We start from the raw sequence: 19262 nt of genomic DNA, 5'->3' as shown, positions 1-19262 counted from the left end.
ACCTCTCCGACCTCTCCGACCTCTCCGACCTCTCCGACCTCTCCGTCCTCGCGGTGGGGACCGGTACCGCCCGGGTCCTCCGGCCGGCCCGGTACATCCGGCTCGCCCGGCACCTCCGGCACGTCCCGCACCTCCAGGGACGCGGCCGCCGGGGCCCCGCCCACCGTCTCCTCCGGCAGGCCCAGCTCCCGGGCGAGGGCGGCGTCCGCCCACCGCAGCAGCGTGGCGCGCGAGAGGGAGCCGTCGTACGCCGTCGTCTGTACCGCGAGCCCGTCGAGGAACGCGGTGAGCCGCCAGGCCGCCGCGGTCGGGTCCGGACAGCGGAACTCGCCGGCCTCGACCCCCTCCGCGATCACCCGCGCCAGCGCCGCCTTCCACTCCCGGTCGAGCGAGGCGGCGACCTCGCGCAGTTCGGGGTCGCGCAGCGAGGCGGCCCACCCCTCGATCCACAGGCGCCAGCCCTTGGCCTGCCCCGTCGGCGCGTACCAGCGGACGGCGGCGCGCAGCCGGCGCCCCGCCGTGGAGCGCCGGCCGAGCAGCTGTCGGAGGCGGGCGAGGTCGGCCTCGGCCGCGTGCGAGAAGGCGGCCGCGACCAGCTGTTCCTTGGTGGAGAAGTGGTAGAGCACCAGGGCGTTGCTCACGCCGAGTGCCGAAGCCACGTCGGAGATCCGGACGGCGGTCACGCCCCGGGCCTCGATCTGGTCGACGGCGGCCCGCAGCAGGTCCTCCCGCCGCTCCGCCACGCTCAACCGCACTCTCGCCACGCGGAGCAGCCTACACAGCACATGACAAGAGCATGATCGTCAACGGCGGGGTCGGGCGCCGGCCCGGCGCTCAGTACCAGCCGTAGCGCTCGGCGATCACCGGAAGGCGCTCCGCGACCAGCGCGTGCGCCGCCGCGCGAGGGCTCGTGCCGTCCGCCTCGGCTCGGTCGAGCAGGCCGCCCACCAGCTCCCGCATGGACCGGCGTACCCGGTCGAAGGCCTGATCCGCGTCTGCCTCGATGTCACCGAAGAGTGTCCACCACCACCAGGCGTTGGTGCACGAATTCACGACCACGTCGGGCAGCACGGTCACTCCGCGCGCGGCGAGGGCCTCCTCGGCCTCCGGAAGGACCGGCATGTTGGCCGCCTCAGCGATCCAGCGGGCCGTGATGCGTCCCTCGTTCCCGGCGTCGATCGCGTACGAGACGGCTGCCGGGACCAGGACCTCCGCGTCGACGGCCAGCCAGGCGTCGCGGGGCTCCTCCCGGTCGCCGGGCCGCAGTGCCGTGCGCTCTACCGTGCCGTGGCCGTCGCGGGCGGCGAGGAGCGCCTCGACGTCCAGGCCGTCGGGGTTCACGATCGTGCCCCGGACGTCGGCGACGGCCACCACGCGCAGCCCGGCCCGGGCCAGGAACCGGGCGGTCGCGCCGCCCATCGTGCCGAGTCCCTGCACCGACACCCGGGTCCCGGCGCGCTCCCGCCCGGCCCGGTCGAGGGCGACGAGCACGGACTCGGCCACGCCGAGGCCGCCGACCAGGGCGTCGAGCCCGATGCCGTCCACCTCGATCGCGAAAGCGTCGGCGAGCCGCTTCCGGGCCGCCGCCTCGTCGTCCAGGAGCGGGAACACGGCCTGCACGGAGGAGACGAGCCCGGCCTCGGCGGCGGCCCGGTCCACCAGGTCCTGGGTCAGCCCCAGGTCCTCCCCAGTCGTCCAGAACCGCTCGACGTACGGCCGCATGGCCCGCAGGTAGCGCACGAGGACGCCGTACGCCTCGGGGGAGCGGGGGTCGCAGTCGATGCCGCCCTTGGCGCCGCCCAGCGGGACGTACCGCGCGGCGGGGTCGTAGTGCAGGGCCTCCTTCATGGTCATGCCGCGGGCGAGCCCGGCGACCTCGTCCACCGTGCATCCCTCGCGCATCCGGAGGCCGCCGCTGGCCACTCCGCGCACCAGCCGGTCGACGACCAGATGCCCCCGGCGGCCGGTCACGTGGTCGGTCCAGTCGACGGACAGGAGGGGGGTGGGGCTCATCGCGGGGTCTCCTCGTGCGGGGCTGTTACTGAACAACTGTTCAGTATGACCGGTCTCCCCGACCGTACGGGTCGCGGGCCGCCCATAATGGAACGACCCCCCTCAGAGATCAGGAGGTCCAGTGACCGGTACCGGCTCCGACCGTTCCCCACGGGCCCGGCTGCGCGCGCTGCGCCCCGAGGCCTTCGGCGCGGACCCCGCGGGCGAGCGCCTCGCCCGTATCCGCCGCTCGCCGAACTTCGCGGACGGGATCTTCCAGAACCCCGAACCGGCCCGCCGAGGCCCCTCGGGCTCCACCCTGGAGTTCGCCAAGATCTACTTCGAGAAGGAAGGACGAGCGCGCCGAGCCCCCACCGGCACGATCCCCGTCCACCCCACCACCGTCGCCGACCTGGCCAAGGCCCCGGCCACCGGGCTGCGCATCACCTGGATGGGGCACTCCGGCGTCCTCGCCGAGATCGACGGGCACCGGGTCCTGTTCGACCCCGTCTGGGGAGACCGCTGCTCGCCGTTCCCCTTCGCCGGCCCCAAGCGGCTCCACCCGGTGCCCGCATCGCTCGCCGCGCTCGGCCCGGTCGACGTCGTCGTGATCTCGCACGACCACTACGACCACCTCGACCTGCCGACGATCAAGGCGCTCGCCACCACGGACACCGTCTTCGCGGTGCCGCTCGGCGTCGGCGCCCACCTGGAGCGCTGGGGCGTGGCCCCCTCGCGTCTCCGGGAGCTGGACTGGAACGAGTCCACCGAGGTCGGCGCGCTGCGGCTCACGGCCACCCCGGCCCGCCACTTCTGCGGTCGCGGCATCCGCAACCGCCAGATGACGCTCTGGGCTTCCTGGGTCGTCCAGGGCCCCGAGCACCGGGTCTTCCACAGCGGGGACACCGGCTACTTCTCCGGCTTCAAGGACATCGGCGCCGCGCACGGCCCCTTCGACGCCACGATGATCCAGATCGGTGCCTACTCGGAGTTCTGGACCGACATCCACATGACTCCCGAGGAGGGCGTACGCGCCCACCTGGACCTCCAGGGCGGCGCGGCGTCCGGCGTGCTGCTGCCGATCCACTGGGGCACCTTCAACCTTGCCCCGCACCCGTGGGCGGAGCCGGGCGAGTGGACGAAGGACGCGGCCGAGGAGGCCGGCCAGGCGGTGGCGTTCCCCCGCCCCGGCGAGCCCTTCGAGCCCGCGGGGAAGCTGCCCGGCGACCCCTGGTGGGGCTCGGTGTCCGCCCCGATCGCCCGCCCCTGGCGCCGCCCCCGGCTCGCCGAGACCCCGACAGAGACGCGCAGCGACGACCTCGACCTCGCGGGAGAGCGGTGACACCCGCCTGAGGGCCGCGGGCGCGTGGCGCGGCCCTCGCGCGGGCGCCGCGGGCCGTCCGGGCCGCCCGCCCCCGCCTGGGGCGGTGCTCAGCCGACCGTGAGGAAGGTGTGCCGGTCGCCCTCGTCCCGGTCGCCCTCGTCCCGTCCGTCCTCGTCCCGTCCGTCGGCGGCGCGCATCCGGCGCGGCGACGTGGGTGACGGCGGCCCGGTCGGGTCGCTCATGGCGCGCCTCCGCCGCTGCGCGCGTCGTGTCCGACGGCGGGAGGGGGTGCGAACGGTCCGGCCCTGTTGGCGACGAGGATCAGCATCGTCCCGACGCAGAGCAGGGTGACGACGATCAGGACGAGGGCGAGGCCGACGGGGTTCCGAGGGGTGTCGTACGAGCGACTGGTGGCCCAGCTGCCGCGTGTGGAGCCGGGCTTGTCGTCGAGATGCACAGGTCTCCCCCGGGTCGAAGATGATGGGCGGTCATCACCGTCACCATCGCGCGGGCCGAATCCGCTCCGCACGGCGATGGAGCCCTCCACCCTCCGCCCGTGGAAGGCCGCTGCCCATCCGTGATGACACCCATCTTTCGGCTGCGCGGAAGGCGGAGCGGGTTGTCCGGCGGTCCCCGGCGCGCGTACGCCTCTGTCCCGATCTTGATGCGCCGGGCAGGTCTCAGGGGCGGCCCTCGCGGGGGTCGGCCCGTGTCAGGAGGGCGTCGACGAGAGTGGCGAGGCCCTCGGGGTAGATGTCCCGGGCGGCGAGTGCGGCCCAGCGGGTGCCGATGGCGGCCAGGTGGGGGACCTGGGAGGGGTCGAGGTCGTCGCGGTAGGCGAAGGGGTGGCCTTCGGACTCGCGGCGGGCGGAGCGGGCGCGGACGAGGACCTCGCCGACCGTGAAGTACCAGATGCTGCGGAAGACGTCGACGCTCTGGTCGGGGGTGCATCCGTGGTCGGCGGCTCCGGCCAGGACGTCCTCGACCATCCACATCGCCGATTCGTCGAGGAGGCCGACGAAGCCGTCGGCCGAGAGGACATCCGCCGCCCATGGCCAGGCCGTGAGGGCGTCGCGCATCGCGGTGGCGGCCGTGACGATCCGGTCCCGTGGGGCACTGGGCGGCTGGGGGCGCTCGATCTGCCCGATGTGGTGATTGAGCAGGTGGAGCAGCAGATCGTCCTTGCTCTGGATGTGGTGGTACAAGGTCGTCGCCCCGACGCCCACCTCGGTCGCCAGGCGGCGGATCGTCAGCTTCTCCCAGCCGTCCTCGTCGATGAGCCGACGGGCCGTCGCCAGGATCTGCGCACGGGAGGTCAGGGGCGGCCGGCCGGTGCGACCGTGCGGTGCGGGCGTGCGGGACATCGCTCCATCATGCCGTGCCCGGTCCCTCCGTCCGTGAACGGGTGCTCGGAACGCGTGCTCGGGCGGGCTGTCGCATGCTACTTTCGGAACATGTTCGCAAAGTTAAGAGACCGCCCTGGAAAGGGTGTTGAGGACGGGTCGGACGAGACCCGTGACGCCGAGGTGCCGCGTCCGTTCCTCCCGCGCTTCGCCGCCGTGGTGATCCTCCAAGTCGTCGGCGCCCTCGCGGGACTGCTGCCGTTGCTCGCGGTCGTCGAGGTGGGCCGGGCCCTGTCGGCGCCCGGGCCGGCAGATCGCGAGCACGTCTGGGCCGCCGTGATCGTCGGTGCCGTGGGCATGCTGGTCCGGCTGGCGTTCACCTCCGCCTCGTCGGGGGTCGGACATCTCCTCGACAGCCAGGTGCAACTGACACTGCGTCGGCGGCTCGCCGCGCACCTGGGGCGCGTGCCGGTCGGCTGGTTCTCGCGGCGCCGGACCGGCGAGCTGGCGAAGGTGGTGGGGGAGGACGTCAGCGCGGTGCACCCGTTCATCGCCCACACCCCCGGCGAGCTCGTCTCCGCCTTCGTGGTGCCGCTGGCGTCGCTGGTCTACCTGTTCGCCGTCGACTGGCGCATGACGCTGATCACGCTGATACCGGTGGTCCTCGCGATGGCCCTGGTCCCCCTGATGATGACCCCGACCCGGCTGCGCGAGCAGGAGGAGTTCGACGCCGGCATGGGGCGGATCGCGAGCTCGGTCGTCGAGTTCGTGCTCGGCATCTCGGTGGTCAAGGCGTTCGGCGGAGGCGAGCGCGCCCACCGCGCGTTCCTCACGGCCGTCGACGACTTCGTCGGCAGCTTCCTCCGGATGGTGCGCGGGCTCGCCGGGATCGCCGCAGCGATGCAGGTGGCACTGTCACCGCCGTTCGTGCTGCTGGTCGTCCTGACCGGAGGTGCGGCACGCATCGGCGCCGGCGATCTGCCCGCGGCCGACCTGCTGCCCTTCCTGCTGCTCGGACTGGGCCTGACCGCCCCCGTGGCTGCGCTGGGTCACGGCTTCGACGACATGCAGGCCGCCCGTCGCGCGGTCGGCAGGATCCGGGAGGTGCTCGCCGTGCAGCCCCTGCCGGAGCCCGCACACCCCACCGCACCCCAGGGACACCGGGTGGAACTGCGTGACGTCCGCTTCGGCTACGAAGCCGGCCACGAGGTGCTGCGCGGGATCGACCTCGTCCTCGAACCGGGGACGGTCACCGCACTGGTCGGGCCCTCGGGCAGCGGAAAGTCCACGCTGGTACGGCTGTTGCCGCGGTTCTTCGACCCGACGCACGGTTCGGTGACCCTCGGCGGCGTCGATCTCCGCGAGATCGACAGCCGGGAGCTCCACCGGAAGGTCTCCTTCGTCTTCCAGGACGTCCGGCTGCTGCGCACGTCGGTCGCGGACAACATCGCCCTCGCGGTCCCGCACGCCGACTTCGACGACGTCGTACGCGCCGCCCGACTGGCGCACATCCACGATCGGATCCTCCAACTCCCCCGCGGATACGCGTCGGTGATCGGCGAGGACGCCGGCCTCTCGGGGGGCGAGGCGCAGCGGATCTCCCTCGCCCGCGCCCTGCTCGCCGACGCGCCCGTCCTCGTCCTCGACGAGGCGACCGCCTTCGTCGACCCGCAGACGGAGCAGGCGGTGCGCCGCGCACTGGCGACGCTGGAGGGGACCAGGACGACTCTGGTCATCGCCCACCGCCTGGAGACCATCGCCGAGGCCGACACCGTCGTGATGCTGGACGGAGGTTCGGTCGTCGAGCGCGGCAGCCCGGCCGAACTGCTGGCGCGCGAGGGTGAGTTCGCCGCGTTCTGGCAAGCCCAGCGATCGGCCACCGCCGATCGGTCCGGCGCCCACGGAGGCGTACCGCGAGGAGGCCGGTCCCGATGATCCGCATGCTGCTGCGCGTGCTCGGGCACGAGTACGCCGGGCCGGTGCGCCGCACCGTGGCCCTGATGACGGCGACCGCCCTCGTCGAGGGCCTGTCCTACGCCCTGCTGGTCCCCGTGCTGCGGGCGCTGTTCGGAAGCACGCCCGGGGACGCCTGGCCCTGGCTGTACGCGTTCGGCGGCGCCGTCGCCGGCTACGCGCTGCTGCGCTACGTCAGCGACCGTTCCGGATTCCTGGCCGGTTCCACGCTGCTGCGCGGCACGTACCACCGTCTCGGTGACCATCTGGCCCGGTTGCCCATCGGCTGGTACGAAGGCGGTCGCCTCGGGGAGGTTTCCGCCCTGGCGAGCCGCGGCGTCCTGCAGGCCATGGCCGTGATCGCGCACCTCCTGGCGCCGTTCATCTCCGCCTGCGTGACCCCTCTGACGATCGTCGCCGTCATGTCGGCCTTCAACTGGCAGATGGGCCTTGCCGCGTCGGCCGCCGTGCCGATCGTGGCGGCGATCCAGATGCGGGCGGGCCGCTCCATGGCCGCCACGGACCGGGAGCGCCACGAACGCGACCACGAGGCCACCGGACGAGTCATCGAATACCTCCAGGCGCAGCCGGTGCTGCGGGCCGGCGGCCGGACCGCCGAACGCTTCCGGATGCTCGACGACTCGCTGCGTGACGTCCGGCGCGCCTCCCGCCGCACCGCGCTGTCGGCGCTGCCCGGCGTGGTGGGTCTGGCGCTCGCGGTGCAGGCGATGTTCACCGTCCTGCTGGCCCTCGGCACCTACCTGGCGCTCGGCGGGAACATCGGCGCGGCCGAGCTCCTGGCCCTCCTGGTGCTGGCCGCCCGCTGCGCGGATCCCCTGCTGTCCCTGTCGGACATCGGCGGCCGGCTCCGCGGCGCGCGCTACGAACTGACGCGACTCGACGAGGTGCTGCGTACCGAGCCACTGCCGGTGCCGGCCGACCCGGTCCAACCGGTGCTCCATGACCTGGAGTTCGAGTCCGTCACCTTCCGGCGCGGCGGCCGCACCGTCATCGACGGCTTGTCGTTGTCCGTTCCGCAAGGGCAGCGGCTGGCCGTCGTCGGGCCGTCGGGTTCCGGCAAGAGCACCCTGCTGCAGCTGGCGGCGCGGTTCCACGACGTGGACGGGGGTGCGGTGCGCCTGGGAGGAGTGGACGTCCGCGCGATCGACCCCGACGACCTGATGGGGCGGTTCGCCATCGTCTTCCAGGACGTCCGTCTCTTCGACGGCACGATCGAGGAGAACGTCCGTCTCGGCCGCCCCGACGCCGACGAGGCCGACGTGCGGGCGGCGGCGACGGCGGCGCGGCTGGACGAGGTGATCGAGCGGCTGCCCGGCGGATGGTCGGCACACGTCGGCGAGGGCGGCGCCCGGCTGTCGGGCGGCGAACGCCAGCGCGTCTCGATCGCGCGCGCCCTGCTGAAGGACGCGCCCGTCGTGCTGCTGGACGAAGTGACCTCCGCGCTCGACCCGGTGAACGAGGCGGCCGTCCACGAGGGCATCGAGCGACTCATGGCGGGCCGGACGGTCGTGATGGTCGCGCACCGGATGCGGACCGTCCGGCGTGCCGACCGCGTCGTCTTCCTGGACGGCGGCCGGATCGTGGAGGAAGGCAGCCACGACACACTGCTGAGCCAGGGCGGACGTTACGCCGAGTTCTGGGACGTCTCCCTGACGCCGGCGGCTGGCGAATGAGCCGGCATCACGACCGGAGGCCGCTGGGGGAGGGGTGAGGAGGTCAGTTCGTCGACGAGCCGGGCGAACTCGGCGCGTTCCCGGTCGGTCAGCACCGCGTAGAGGGGTGCCTGCAGTTCGTCGGTGAGCCGTTCGGCCCGTCGCCACAGCGGAACCTCGTGCGCGGCGGCGGGGTCCGGCTGGTCCCAGCCGTAGTGGACAGCCTGTTCCACGCCGAGGTTGACGACCATGGCCGACCGCGCGCTCAGTCCGCAGAGGCGTACGGCCGCCAGGTGGCACGCGCCGCGGTGTTCCCGCAGGACGTGTAGGCGCTGCATGGCCGCGCCGACCGCGTCGTCCTCTGGGCAGGACTGAGCGCGCCAGCCGGCGAACAGGGGCAGCGCGTCGCCGTCCGCGGCCTCGATCAGGCGGCGCGCCAGGTGGCCGAAGCGCTCCACGTCGACCTCGGCGGGGATGTGGGCGCGCCCCCACTGCCGGACGGCGAGCGCGTACCAGGCGGCCGCCTCCGCCGCCGGCATCACGGCGCGCCCCGCACGCCAGCCCTCGGTGACCAGACCGGGCCCGAGGAACCCCTGGACGGACCGCACCACCTCCTCCGGCGCCTCGCCGAGCACCCCGAACCGGCCGCGGCAGTAGAAGGCGCGCCCAGGAGGGAAGCCGGCACGCAGGCCCACGGCCGCGGTCGCGGCATCGGACATGAACTCGTCCCCGAAGTCGTGGATGGGGCGGGCGACCCTGGTGACGCAGTCGATGATCTCCATGCGCCGAAGGTCGCCCACCGTGACCCGACAGGTCAAGGGGATGATTCCTCATGGAACCCTTTAGGTAATCTATTGATTCATGCTGGATGTACGCCGTCTCCACATGCTCAGGACCGTCGCCGCCCGGGGCTCCATCACCGCGGCCGCGCAATCGCTGGACCTGACGGCCGGAGCGGTGTCCCAACAGCTGGCCGCGCTGCGCAACGACGTGGGCGTCGACCTCCTGCGCCCCGACGGGCGCACCGTGACGCTGACCGCGGCCGGCCGGGTCCTCGTCGAACACGCCGACCGGATCCTCGCCGCCGTCCGAGAGGCCGAGAGCGCCGTCGCCGCGGTGAAGGGAGCCGTGGGCGAAGCCGTCACCCTCGCCGCCCTGCCGTCGACCGTCGCCCGCATCGTGGCACCGGCGCTCACCGCACTGGGAGAGCGTCATCCCCGGCTCACCGTGACCTGCCTCGTCACCGACCAGGCGCAGCTACGGGAACTGGCCCTCGGCACCGTCGACGTCGTCCTCGGGCAGAGGTACCACCACCTGCCGGAAGAGAACCCCCGGGGTGTCGAGATCACGCCGCTGCTCGACGACCCCCTGCTCGTCGTCACCGCGGCGGACCGGGCGGGCGAGCGGCCCGTCGTGCTGCGCGAACTCGCCGGCCACAGCCTCGCCCTGCCACCGTCCGGCACGGACTGCGGCCAGGCCGTCCTGCAGGCCTGCCGCGAGGCCGGCTTCACACCCACGGCGCGTTACGTCACCGCCGACATCGCCGCCCAGCTCGCCCTCGCCCGCGCCGGCCTCGCCACCGCGCTCGTCCCCCGGACGGCTCTCGACCCGGACGCACCCGGAATCCGCGTCGCGTCCATCGAGGACCGTCCGATCGTTCGCCGACTGTTCGCCGCGACCCGTCGGACCGAGAGCGCGGACCCCACGACGGCCGCCGTCGTCACGGCGCTGCGCACGGCACTGCTCGAAGGCCGGGACGGTTCCGCTCTCACCGACGGTCACGAGCGACGCGACGTCGCCACCGGAGCGAACGCTGATCCGGGGAGCGGACGGACGTCCCGGGAACTCGATGTCGCCGCCGGTCCCGCAGCTTCGGAGGGCATGCGCACGACGTGACGGGCGGGCGTACGAGCGGGTCCGCGCCGCCTCCGGGGGATTCCGGTGGGGGGCTGTTTCCGCAGAGGGCGGAGGTGCGCGAGCACCTCCGCCCTCTTCCGCTCCCGTCGCTCGACGCCCTGCCGGAACCAAGTCGTCGAGTTTCGGCCAGACGGTTCTCGGCCTGTCGTGCGAAGGGCGATACCAGACCGGGCCGCACTCCGGGTAAGTTTGCCAACTGCGCACCGCACATGAACGGTTGACGACTACAGTGTGTGGTTGGTGATCATCGGTAGGCTCATCGCACCCTCGCAGTACCCCGAGCACGACACCCGTACGGCACCCCCCGTACGACACCCCGCACGACCCCCTGAACGACTCGTCCGAAGCACCCCGAAGTCCACCCCTGTTCCCCGCAGTACGCCGATTCCTGGGCACGTACCAAGGACACTCATGTCTCAACTTCGCGCACCCGCCTCGCGGTCCGATCGACGCGAGGGCGGGCGGCACGGCCGGTCGGGCGCCCGCTCCGCCTCCGGCACCCCCGGCACCGCCCCGGCGCAGACGTCCGCGCCGCTCCCGACGGAAGCCCGCATACGCCCCCAACTCCTGCGTACCTCCGTGCTCCCCGCCGTCGCGGTGGCACTGGGCGGCGCGGCGGCCGTCCTCTTCACCATCCGCTCCACAGGGGCCAGCCCCACACCTGGCCTCTGGGCCGCGCTGACCGGCGCGGCCGCCCTCACCGTCGCCTCCGTGACAGCCGCCGCACTCGGCGCCGACCGGGCGGCCAAGGCGGTCCTGGACCGCTGCAACGCCCTGCGCCGCTCCAGCGCCCGCGGCCAGAGCGAACTGCGTACGGTTGTCGAACAGTTGCGCAGGGGAGAAGGGCTCCCGCCCCGCCCCGCGCTGCCGTCCGGGCCCGCCACAGGTGACGAATTCGACCTGCTGTCTCAGGAGTTGAACCGCTCGCACGAGGCCGCCGTCGCGGCCGTCGTCCAGGCGTCCCGACTCTCCAGCAGCGTCGGCAACGAACAGAAGGTCGAGGTCTTCGTCAACCTCGCCCGGCGCCTGCAGTCCCTCGTCCACCGCGAGATCCAGCTCCTCGACGAGCTGGAGAACGAGGTCGAGGACCCGGAGCTGCTCAAGGGCCTGTTCCACGTCGACCACCTGGCCACCCGCATCCGCCGGCACGCCGAGAACCTCGCCGTCCTCGGCGGCGCCATCTCCCGCCGCCAGTGGTCGAACCCGGTCACCATGACCGAGGTGCTCCGCTCCTCGATCGCCGAGGTCGAGCAGTACCCGCGCGTGAAGCTCGTACCGCCGATCGACGGTACGCTCCGGGGCCATGCCGTGGCCGACGTCATCCACCTCCTCGCCGAACTCGTCGAGAACGCGACGCTGTTCTCCGCCCCGCACACCACGGTGCTGCTGCGCGCCCAGTACGTCACGGCCGGCCTCGCGATCGAGGTCGAGGACCGCGGCCTGGGCATGCCCGTCACCGAGCAGAACAAGATGAACGCCCTGCTCGCCGACCCCGACCAGGTCAACGTCGCGCATCTGCTCCAGGACGGCCGCATCGGCCTCTTCGTCGTCTCGGCGCTCGCGCGTCGGCACGGCATCGCCGTACGACTCCAGTCGAACATCTACGGTGGCGTTCAGGCCGTCCTCGTCCTGCCGCAGGGCCTCCTCGGCGCCGACCCCGAGGGCCTGGCACAGCACGAGCGCCAGGCCGCCGCGGCCGCCGGCTCCCCGGCGGTCCCGCAGGGCCAGGTGCAGATTCAGCCCCAGCCCCAGTCCCAGCAGCAGGCACAGGCACCGGAGCCGGTCCAGGCCCCCGAGCCGGTCCACGCTCCGGCCCCGGTCATCGCTCCGGCGCCCGTCCAGGCCCCGGTCCACGCTCCGGCGCCGGTCCAGGCCCCGGCCCACGCCGAGGTCCCGGGCTCCGACCGGCACTACGAGGCCCCCCACACGGTCCCGGCACACGCCCAGGCCTCCGCGCCGATGACCGCGTCCGTGCCCCCGCCTTCCCCGGAGCGGGTCCTCGCCCGTCACGAGGAGGCTCCGTCGTCGGACCCGCTCGCGTACCCCCGTACGAGCCTGAACAGCCACCTCAACGGCCACGCGGACACCGGTTCCACCCCCTCGATACCGGCACAGTCGTTCGGCGCCGAGCACCAGGCCCCCCTGCTGCCCCCGGCGCCCGTGGCTCCTCGCACCGAGCCCACCGGCCGGCCCGACCTGCCGAAGCGGCGCGCCCAGGAGCACCTGGTCCCGCAGCTGCGCGACGAGCCCGCGGTGCGCAAGCCCGAGGAGCACGCCCTGCACGACCCCGGTCTGATGGCCGCCTTCCAGCGCGGAATCGGCCTCGCCGAATCCCAGCCCGCCCCCCACGAACCGCTGCGTCCAGGCGACGCGCACAAGGAGTAGATGCACCATGGCGAGCAATGTGCCGACCGGCCATTCCTCGGACCTCGACTGGCTGCTGAGCGGACTGGTCCAGCGGGTCCCGTACACGCGCAACGCCGTTCTGCTCTCCTCCGACGGCCTCGTGAAATCCGTCCACGGCCTCGACCCCGACGCCGCGGACCACATGGCGGCCCTGGCCTCCGGTCTCTATTCGCTCGGCCGGAGCGCGGGCGCCCGGTTCGGCGACGGCGGTGAGGTCCGACAGGTGGTCGTGGAGCTCGACTCCACGCTCCTGTTCGTCTCCACCGCCGGCTCGGGCACCTGCCTGGCCGTCCTCGCCGGACGCGAGGCGGACGCCGCCGTGCTCGGCTACGAGATGGCGATGCTCGTCAAGAGCGTCCGGCCGTATCTGGTCACGCCGGCCCGACAGTCAGCGGGCGCGGCGGGTGGCCTCGGGCGGTGAACATGACATCCCATCAGGAAGGGCCCTGGCTCGACGACGCGGCGGGCCGGCTGATCCGGCCGTACACCGTGAGCGGCGGCCGGACCAAGCCCAGCACCACGCTGGACCTGCTCTCGATGGTGATGGCGACCGGTTCGATCCCGCAGGCTCACATGGGTCCCGAGCACAGCCTGGCCCTCGGGCTGTGCGGGGGACCCACCTCGGTGGCCGAGATCGCGGCGCACTTACGGCTGCCGGCCGTCGTCACCAAGGTCCTGCTCTCCGACCTCGTGGACTGCGGGGCGCTCACCGCCAGGGCCCCCCGGTTCCACGCCAACCCAACCGACCGTTCCTTGCTGGAGGCAGTGCTCGATGGCCTACGACAACGGCTCTGAGCGCCACGAGAGTTTCGCGTCCGACCCCTTCCCCACCGCGCTCAAGATCCTCGTGGCGGGCGGGTTCGGCGTGGGCAAGACGACCTTCGTGGGCGCGGTCAGCGAGATCGAACCGCTCAGCACCGAGGAGCTGCTGACCTCGGTCAGCGCGGCCACCGACAGCCTGGAGGGCGTGGAGTCCAAGACCACGACCACCGTGGCTATGGACTTCGGGCGCATGACGCTCGACGACCGCCATGTGCTGTACCTGTTCGGCACCCCCGGACAGGAGCGTTTCTGGTTCATGTGGGACGAGCTCTCCGAAGGGGCGCTCGGTGCGGTCGTCCTCGCCGACACCCGCAGGCTCCAGGAGTGCTTCTCCGCCGTGGACTTCTTCGAGCGGCGGGGCATCCGCTTCGTCGTGGCGGTCAACGAGTTCGACGGCGCCTACCGCTACGAGCCGGACGAGGTACGGGCCGCGCTCGACCTCAAGCCGGAGGTGCCGGTCGTCGTCTGCGACGCCCGGATCTCCAGCTCCGGCATCCGTACCCTGCTGACCCTCGTCCAGCATCTGATCACCAACATCCCGGCCACCGTGCCGAGCTTCGGAGCCACGCCATGACCTACGACCCGACCGGTCATCTCCTGCTGACCCCCATCGACAAGGACGCACCCGCGCGGGTGCAGCGGCTGCGTGAGCTCGGGCTCGGGGAGCGGCCGGACGCGGCGTTCGACGAGTTCGCCCACCGGCTCGCGGACGTGACCGGCGCCCCGTTCTCGATGGTCAACTTCATCGACGAGAACCGGCAGTTCTTCGCCGGGCTGCACACTCCCGAGGGCACCCACTCGGGCAGCGACCTGGGCGCCGCCGCGGCCAACACCGGTGGTGTCGGCCGCTACATGGCCCGCGACCACGGCTACTGCCCGCACGTGGTGGTCCGGCGCAAGGCGCTCGTCCTGGAGGATGTCTGCGACTACCCGCGCTTCGCGGGGAACCCGGTCGTCGACGAGATCGGGATCCGCTCCTACATGGGGGCGCCGCTGATCGACCGTACGGGCGTCGCGCTGGGCACGATCTGCGTGGTCGACACCGACGTCCGGCCGTGGGGGCGCGCCGGTCTGGAGACGATTAAGGCGATGGCGGCGGAGCTGGTGGAGCAGATCCACCGCCGCGAGGACGGCATGTTCTGACCCGTACGAACGGGGATACGGCCGGGGCCCCGGTACGGCGACGCACGCCGTACCGGGGCCCCGGCCGTATCCCCGCGCGCCCTCAGGCGTGCGCCGGTTCGAACTCCGGGGTGCGGACCAGCTCGGAGAGCCGCTCCGACCAGCTGCCCTTGTCCTGGCCCAGGGCGACCTCGGCCAGCCGCAGGAGCTGGATGTCGGAGGTGCCGGCCGGGGCGAAGATGTGGTGCGCGTCGCGGAGGTACCGCTCGATGGACCGGTCCGTGAAGAGACCGGCGGCAGCGTGGATCTCCATGGCGTTGCGGCCGGAGTCCATCGCCGACTCGACGTTGACGAGCTTCGCGTTCATCAGCTCGGCGTCGCAGGACAGGCCCTGGTCGAGCAGGTGGACGGCGTGGTACGCGGCGAGCCGGGCCGTCATCAGCCGGGACTGCATCTGGCCCAGCTTCAGCTTCACCGTGGGCAGGTCGTGGAGCGGCTTTCCGTAGCGGATGCGTTCGGAGGCGAAGCGGGTCGTCTCCTCCAGGATCGCCTGGTGGATGCCGAGGGAGACGGCGGTGAGGTTGGCCCGTCCGTACAGGACGCTGGAGGAGTAGGCGACGGCGAGGCCGTCGCCCTCGTCGCCGAGGCGGTTGGAGGCCGGGACGCGGCAGTTCTCGAAGATCAGCTCGCCGAAGCTGAAGCCGTGGAGCCCCATGGCGGGCTGCTGCGGACCGGTCCTGAAACCAGGGCGATCGGATTCGACCAGGAAGGCCGTGAGTCCCTTCGAACCGGGGCCGGTCCTGACCACGACGCCGTGCAGATCGCCGACATGGCTGTTGCCGACGTAGACCTTGCTGCCGTTGAGGATGTAGTCGTCGCCGTCCCGGACGGCGCTGGCGCTCATGCCGAGGACGTGGCCGCCGGACTCGGGCTCGGTGACCGCGATGGTCGGCAGGCACTCCCCCGCGGCGACGGCCGGCAGCCAGGTCTTGCGCTGCTCGTCGCTGCCGAAGTGCACGATCTTGGCGGTGCCGAGCTGCGAGGCCTGGACCATGGCGCCCATGGCACCGCTGACCCGGGAGAGCTCCTCGATGATGATCGTCTTGGCGAGGTGACCGGCGCCCATACCGCCGTATTCCTGGCTGATTGTCGCGCCCAGCCAGCCCTGCTCGGCGATGAGCCGGGAGAGCTCGTGGTGGACCGTCCGGGACGCTTCCATCTCGGCTATTCGTGGCCGAACCTCACGCTCTGCGAAGTTGCGGACCGTCTCCCTGAGTTGATGATGCAACCGACTGCTGAAGTAGCCGTCCATTCGAGCCTCCCCTGCGAAACGCCTGCTCGCTCTGTCGATCAAGCAGGTGGTGCATCGGCAGTGGTCCCGTCCCGAACAGGCCGACGTCTTCATGGTGTTGATCTTTCCGGGACGGAGCAATATCGCCACGACTTTTGTCTGAAACACGAGCTGTTGACGATTGAAACTGACTGTGTTTCGTGTGGTCTTGGCCCCCTTCAGCCGATCAGGAGTCCATTCCCTCTGGGCATCTTTCTGCCACATGCCAACGGCAACGGATCCCGGGGCATATGGTCATGAGCTATCCGAGGTCGTCACATGAGCCCCTTCCTCACCATGGAGGCGACATTCCGCATCGTGTCCGACCCGGCTCCCGCCCCCGGGAACACGGGCCTCGCCCCCGCCCTCCCCACTCCACGGGCCTCTGCCACGGGCGCGCGAGCTCACTGGGGGGCGCATGGATGCATTACGGAGAGTGAGCGTTTAGGTGCCGGCGCGCACTCTCCCGTGGGCGCCGGAAAGCGTTCGTGACCACCGTCGAAAGTGCGGTATTGTTCTCATGCGCGTTCGGCCAGGGGGAACCCCAGGTCAGACGGGCACCGGGACGTGGCGCAGCTTGGTAGCGCACTTGACTGGGGGTCAAGGGGTCGCAGGTTCAAATCCTGTCGTCCCGACCACGCTTTTAGCTGGTCGGAGGCCGTTCTCTCATCCACGAGAGGACGGCCTTTCGTGTATCCGGGGCCATGGTGGTCGCAGTGTGGTCGCAGCCACGCCGGGCGGCTCGTGTCGGCGTCGGCCTTCTCTGCTCCGGTTGGGGTGCTGTCGATGGTGTCGGTCATGGCCTCGGACCGGCCGCCCTGATCGACTGGGCCAGGCGCCGGGACGCGATCGTCATCGAGGACGACTACGACGCGGAGTTCCGCTACGACCGGGAACCGGTCGGCGCGCTGCAGGGCCTCGCCACCGACCGCGTGATCTCCATCGGCACCGTCAGCAAATCCCTCGCGCCGGCCATGCGCATCGGCTGGATGCTCTGCCCGCCGGCTCTCGCCGAGCAGATCATCCAGCTCAAGCAGCTGCACGACCGCGGTTCGCCCACGCTCGACCAACCCGCCCTCGCCAGGCTGATCGAGTCGGGCCGCTTCGACCGGCACCTGCGCCGGATGCGGAAAGCGTACGCGGCGCGGCGCACCGCCCTGCTGGCCGCGCTCGCCGAACACGCCCCCGACATCATGGTGACGGGCCTCGCGGCCGGCTTCCACGCCGTCGCGCAACTCGACGCTACGGTCGATGAACAGGACCTCATTGCCGCCGCCCGGGCGCGCTCCGTCAGCCTCTACGGCATGAGCACCTGCCGCTCCTCACACGCAACCACACCGGTACAGCTGGTCCTCGGGTTTGGCAACGTCAGCGAACGCGCCATCACGGCAGGCATCGCCGCGGTCGGCGACCTGCTCAGGAGCCGGTAAATCTGCGGCCACGAGCCCATCTGAAGCCCACCGACCACTGGCCGGTGGGCCATCGACTCGCCGCTACAGTACGGATGTGTTCGGCATCACCGACGAAGTCGCCCGCTCCGGCGCCAGGATCGCCGCCGCCGTGCATGCCCTGAGCGACACGGAGGTCCGTGCCCCCTCAACGCTGCCCGGCTGGAGCCGCGGGCACGTCATCACCCACCTCGCCCTCAGCGCGGACGCCTACCTGCGGCTGCTGGCCGTGGCCCGCACCGGTGCCGAGCCCACCCCGAGGGCCGACGCCGCAGCGCTCGCCCGTGCCCTCCAGGAAGGCGCCGGCCGCCCCGCCGCCGAGCTCGCCGCCGACTTGCTCAGCCGCATCGAACTGTTGGCCAACGATGCTGCGTCCATGCCCGCCGAACGCTGGGACACCCTGGTCACGGCACTGGCAGGCTGGCGACACCCCGCCTGGTACACCCTCCACCGTTGCCGGCGCGAGCTCGAAACCCACCACGTCGACCTGAACGTCGGCTACCGCACGAGCAACTGGCCGAACACGTACGTGAGGTGGGCCCTCGGCGACACCCTCGCCGCGCTGACTGCATGCGACTTCCCCATCGCCCGTGTCGACGCCGTCGACCTCGGCCGATCCTGGACCCTGTCCCCGACCGGCCCCACTGTCACCGGCTCCGGCCACGCCATCCTCGGCTGGCTCAGCGGTCGCGCGACGGACGCCCCGCTCTCATCGGACCATCCTCTGCCGGACCCGCCGAACTGGCCCCTGCCACCAGCCCCCGCCTGGACCTGATCGGGCGACCCCGTGTGCCGAGCGCACTCCACCGGTTTCCGGCTGGTGGTGGCCGGACTGATGGCCCGGCTGTCGCGTCGCATGGGCGTCCTCACCAGGTGGGGCCGAGGTGCAGAAGGTGGTCGCGGACCCGGGTGGTGTGCGGGTTGTCGGGGAGTCCCGGACGCTGGACCAGATAGGCGGTGTTGATGGGCGGGTCGTCCGTCTCGTGCAGGGCGACCAGTGCGCCGGAGCCCAGTTCGGCCTGGCAGAGGTAGCGGGGCAGGACCGAGAAGCCGGCGCCCGCGGTGACCGCCGACAGGACTCCGCGCAGGTCGGGCACGGTGACGGAGGCGCGGCGGGTGAGGCGCCGGTCGAAGACGTGCCGCCAGTAGCGGCGGGCGATGGGGAGGTCCTCCGCGTACGTGACGAGGGGGACCGTGTGCAGGACGCCGGGGCCTTCCGTGGTCACCCGGCCGTCGAGGCGCTCGGCCCACGTGGGCGCGGCGACCAGGACGAACTCCTCGTCGAGCAGCGGCACGGCCGTCAGGGTCCGGCCGCGCGGGCGGCTGGTGGCGATGGCCAGATCGTGGCGGCCGGCGCGGAGTTCGTCCAGGAGGGGCTCGGTGAGCCCGGTCGCCACCCGGAGTTGGACCCCGTCCGCCACGAGCGGCGCGAGGGCGGGGAGGACGCGCGTGCACAGCAACTCGGCGGGGCCCGCCAGGTGTACCGGCGCCGTCGCACCCTCCGTCGCCGGGCCGTGGCCGGTGGCCGCCATCAGGGCGTCGAGCGGGTCCATGACGCGCGCCGCCAGATCGTGCGCGTACTCCGTCGGGGCGACGCCCCTCGGCAACCGGGCGAACAGCTCCCGGCCGGCCTGCCGCTCCAGTGTGCGGACCTGTGTGGTCACCGTGGGTTGCGAGATGCCGAGCAACTGACCGGCGGCGGTGAACGAGCCGGAGCGGTAGACCGCGAGAAACGTGCGTACGAGGTTCAGGTCCAGCGGCGACGAGCGCGCGGGAGAGGAGGGGAGGGGCGGACCCGACGCCGCCCCCGGGCCATCGGGATTCCTATGGGTCACGTGAGTGAGCATAGTCAGGGGAATGGCCTGGAAGGGGGCGGTGCTTTCGGTTCGTGGTCGTGGTCGTGGTCGTGGTCGGTGGTGGGACCGGGCCGGG

18 protein-coding genes, 1 tRNA gene and 1 pseudogene are annotated in these 19262 nt (G+C 72.2%); 12 read left to right on the top strand and 8 right to left on the bottom strand.

Annotated elements, in window-relative coordinates:
- Positions 1-161: 161 nt before the first annotated feature.
- Together IE124_RS23290 and IE124_RS23285 are read right to left on the bottom strand one after the other, a co-directional pair.
- Positions 162-764 (bottom strand): annotated as a pseudogene (locus tag IE124_RS23290) (TetR/AcrR family transcriptional regulator); the annotation flags it as partial.
- A gap of 70 nt (positions 765-834) precedes the next feature.
- A complete protein-coding gene (locus tag IE124_RS23285) occupies positions 835-2013 on the bottom strand; it encodes a glutamate dehydrogenase (RefSeq protein WP_189509879.1) in 1179 nt (392 codons plus the stop codon).
- Between the two features lie 121 nt (positions 2014-2134).
- On the opposite strand from IE124_RS23285, the gene IE124_RS23280 reads away from it, so the two are divergent.
- Complete coding sequence (locus IE124_RS23280; protein ID WP_189509878.1) at positions 2135-3334, top strand: MBL fold metallo-hydrolase; 1200 nt, start codon at positions 2135-2137, stop codon at positions 3332-3334.
- Positions 3335-3423: 89 nt separating this feature from the next.
- Here IE124_RS23280 and IE124_RS35415 read toward each other — a convergent pair whose 3' ends face one another.
- From IE124_RS35415 to IE124_RS23270, 3 genes are all read right to left on the bottom strand, one after another.
- A complete protein-coding gene (locus tag IE124_RS35415) occupies positions 3424-3558 on the bottom strand; it encodes a hypothetical protein (RefSeq protein ID WP_268246749.1) in 135 nt (44 codons plus the stop codon).
- Positions 3555-3773, bottom strand: a complete 219-nt coding sequence (locus IE124_RS23275) for a hypothetical protein (RefSeq protein WP_189509877.1) — start codon at positions 3771-3773, stop codon at positions 3555-3557. Before IE124_RS23275 ends, IE124_RS35415 begins: the two co-directional genes overlap by 4 nt.
- 223 nt (positions 3774-3996) lie before the next feature.
- Positions 3997-4680: a TetR/AcrR family transcriptional regulator gene (locus IE124_RS23270; protein ID WP_189509876.1), complete on the bottom strand. Its 684-nt coding sequence runs from the start codon at positions 4678-4680 to the stop codon at positions 3997-3999.
- A 90-nt stretch (positions 4681-4770) separates the two neighbouring features.
- Between IE124_RS23270 and IE124_RS23265 the strand changes: the two genes are divergently transcribed.
- Positions 4771-6594, top strand: coding sequence for an ABC transporter ATP-binding protein (locus tag IE124_RS23265; protein ID WP_189509875.1), 1824 nt, complete (start codon positions 4771-4773; stop codon positions 6592-6594).
- The gene (locus IE124_RS23260) at positions 6591-8306 is read left to right on the top strand and encodes an ABC transporter ATP-binding protein (protein ID WP_189509874.1); all 1716 of its coding nucleotides are present in this window, start codon (positions 6591-6593) and stop codon (positions 8304-8306) included. Before IE124_RS23265 ends, IE124_RS23260 begins: the two co-directional genes overlap by 4 nt.
- Here the strand turns inward: IE124_RS23260 and IE124_RS23255 are convergent.
- Complete coding sequence (locus IE124_RS23255) at positions 8258-9067, bottom strand: helix-turn-helix domain-containing protein (RefSeq protein WP_189509873.1); 810 nt, start codon at positions 9065-9067, stop codon at positions 8258-8260. The genes IE124_RS23260 and IE124_RS23255 overlap by 49 nt on opposite strands.
- A 79-nt stretch (positions 9068-9146) precedes the next feature.
- Between IE124_RS23255 and IE124_RS23250 the strand changes: the two genes are divergently transcribed.
- From IE124_RS23250 to IE124_RS23225, 6 genes are all read left to right on the top strand, one after another.
- Complete coding sequence (locus IE124_RS23250) at positions 9147-10181, top strand: LysR family transcriptional regulator (RefSeq protein ID WP_189509872.1); 1035 nt, start codon at positions 9147-9149, stop codon at positions 10179-10181.
- 432 nt (positions 10182-10613) lie between these two features.
- Positions 10614-12587, top strand: a complete 1974-nt coding sequence (locus IE124_RS23245) for a sensor histidine kinase (protein WP_189509871.1) — start codon at positions 10614-10616, stop codon at positions 12585-12587.
- Between the two features lie 7 nt (positions 12588-12594).
- On the top strand, positions 12595-13029 hold the full coding sequence (locus tag IE124_RS23240) for a roadblock/LC7 domain-containing protein (protein WP_189509870.1): 435 nt from the start codon (positions 12595-12597) through the stop codon (positions 13027-13029).
- A gap of 2 nt (positions 13030-13031) precedes the next feature.
- Positions 13032-13403 carry a DUF742 domain-containing protein gene (locus tag IE124_RS23235; protein WP_189509869.1) on the top strand — a complete coding sequence of 124 codons (372 nt, stop codon included), beginning with the start codon at positions 13032-13034 and terminating at the stop codon, positions 13401-13403.
- Positions 13381-14004 carry a GTP-binding protein gene (locus tag IE124_RS23230; RefSeq protein WP_189509868.1) on the top strand — a complete coding sequence of 208 codons (624 nt, stop codon included), beginning with the start codon at positions 13381-13383 and terminating at the stop codon, positions 14002-14004. The genes IE124_RS23235 and IE124_RS23230 overlap by 23 nt, the downstream gene beginning before the upstream one ends.
- A complete protein-coding gene (locus tag IE124_RS23225; protein WP_189509867.1) occupies positions 14001-14573 on the top strand; it encodes a GAF domain-containing protein in 573 nt (190 codons plus the stop codon). Before IE124_RS23230 ends, IE124_RS23225 begins: the two co-directional genes overlap by 4 nt.
- A gap of 82 nt (positions 14574-14655) precedes the next feature.
- On the opposite strand, the gene IE124_RS23220 is transcribed toward IE124_RS23225, so the two are convergent.
- Positions 14656-15864, bottom strand: a complete 1209-nt coding sequence (locus tag IE124_RS23220; protein ID WP_189509866.1) for an acyl-CoA dehydrogenase family protein — start codon at positions 15862-15864, stop codon at positions 14656-14658.
- Between the two features lie 579 nt (positions 15865-16443).
- Between IE124_RS23220 and IE124_RS23215 the strand changes: the two genes are divergently transcribed.
- From IE124_RS23215 to IE124_RS23205, 3 genes are all read left to right on the top strand, one after another.
- A tRNA-Pro gene (locus tag IE124_RS23215) sits at positions 16444-16520 on the top strand.
- A 66-nt stretch (positions 16521-16586) separates the two neighbouring features.
- Positions 16587-17312 carry an aminotransferase-like domain-containing protein gene (locus IE124_RS23210; protein ID WP_189509865.1) on the top strand — a complete coding sequence of 242 codons (726 nt, stop codon included), beginning with the start codon at positions 16587-16589 and terminating at the stop codon, positions 17310-17312.
- A gap of 76 nt (positions 17313-17388) precedes the next feature.
- Entirely contained in the window at positions 17389-18105 is a 717-nt protein-coding gene (locus IE124_RS23205; protein WP_189509864.1) for a maleylpyruvate isomerase family mycothiol-dependent enzyme, read from the top strand.
- A gap of 91 nt (positions 18106-18196) precedes the next feature.
- On the opposite strand, the gene IE124_RS23200 is transcribed toward IE124_RS23205, so the two are convergent.
- Positions 18197-19165, bottom strand: coding sequence for a LysR family transcriptional regulator (locus tag IE124_RS23200; RefSeq protein ID WP_370468804.1), 969 nt, complete (start codon positions 19163-19165; stop codon positions 18197-18199).
- Between the last annotated feature and the right edge of the window lie 97 nt (positions 19166-19262).

Source organism: Streptomyces narbonensis, from assembly GCF_014649015.1.
Classification (GTDB): domain Bacteria; phylum Actinomycetota; class Actinomycetes; order Streptomycetales; family Streptomycetaceae; genus Streptomyces; species Streptomyces narbonensis.
Note: the sequence above shows the minus strand (reverse complement) of the source record. Positions and strands in the feature narration are given on the sequence as shown.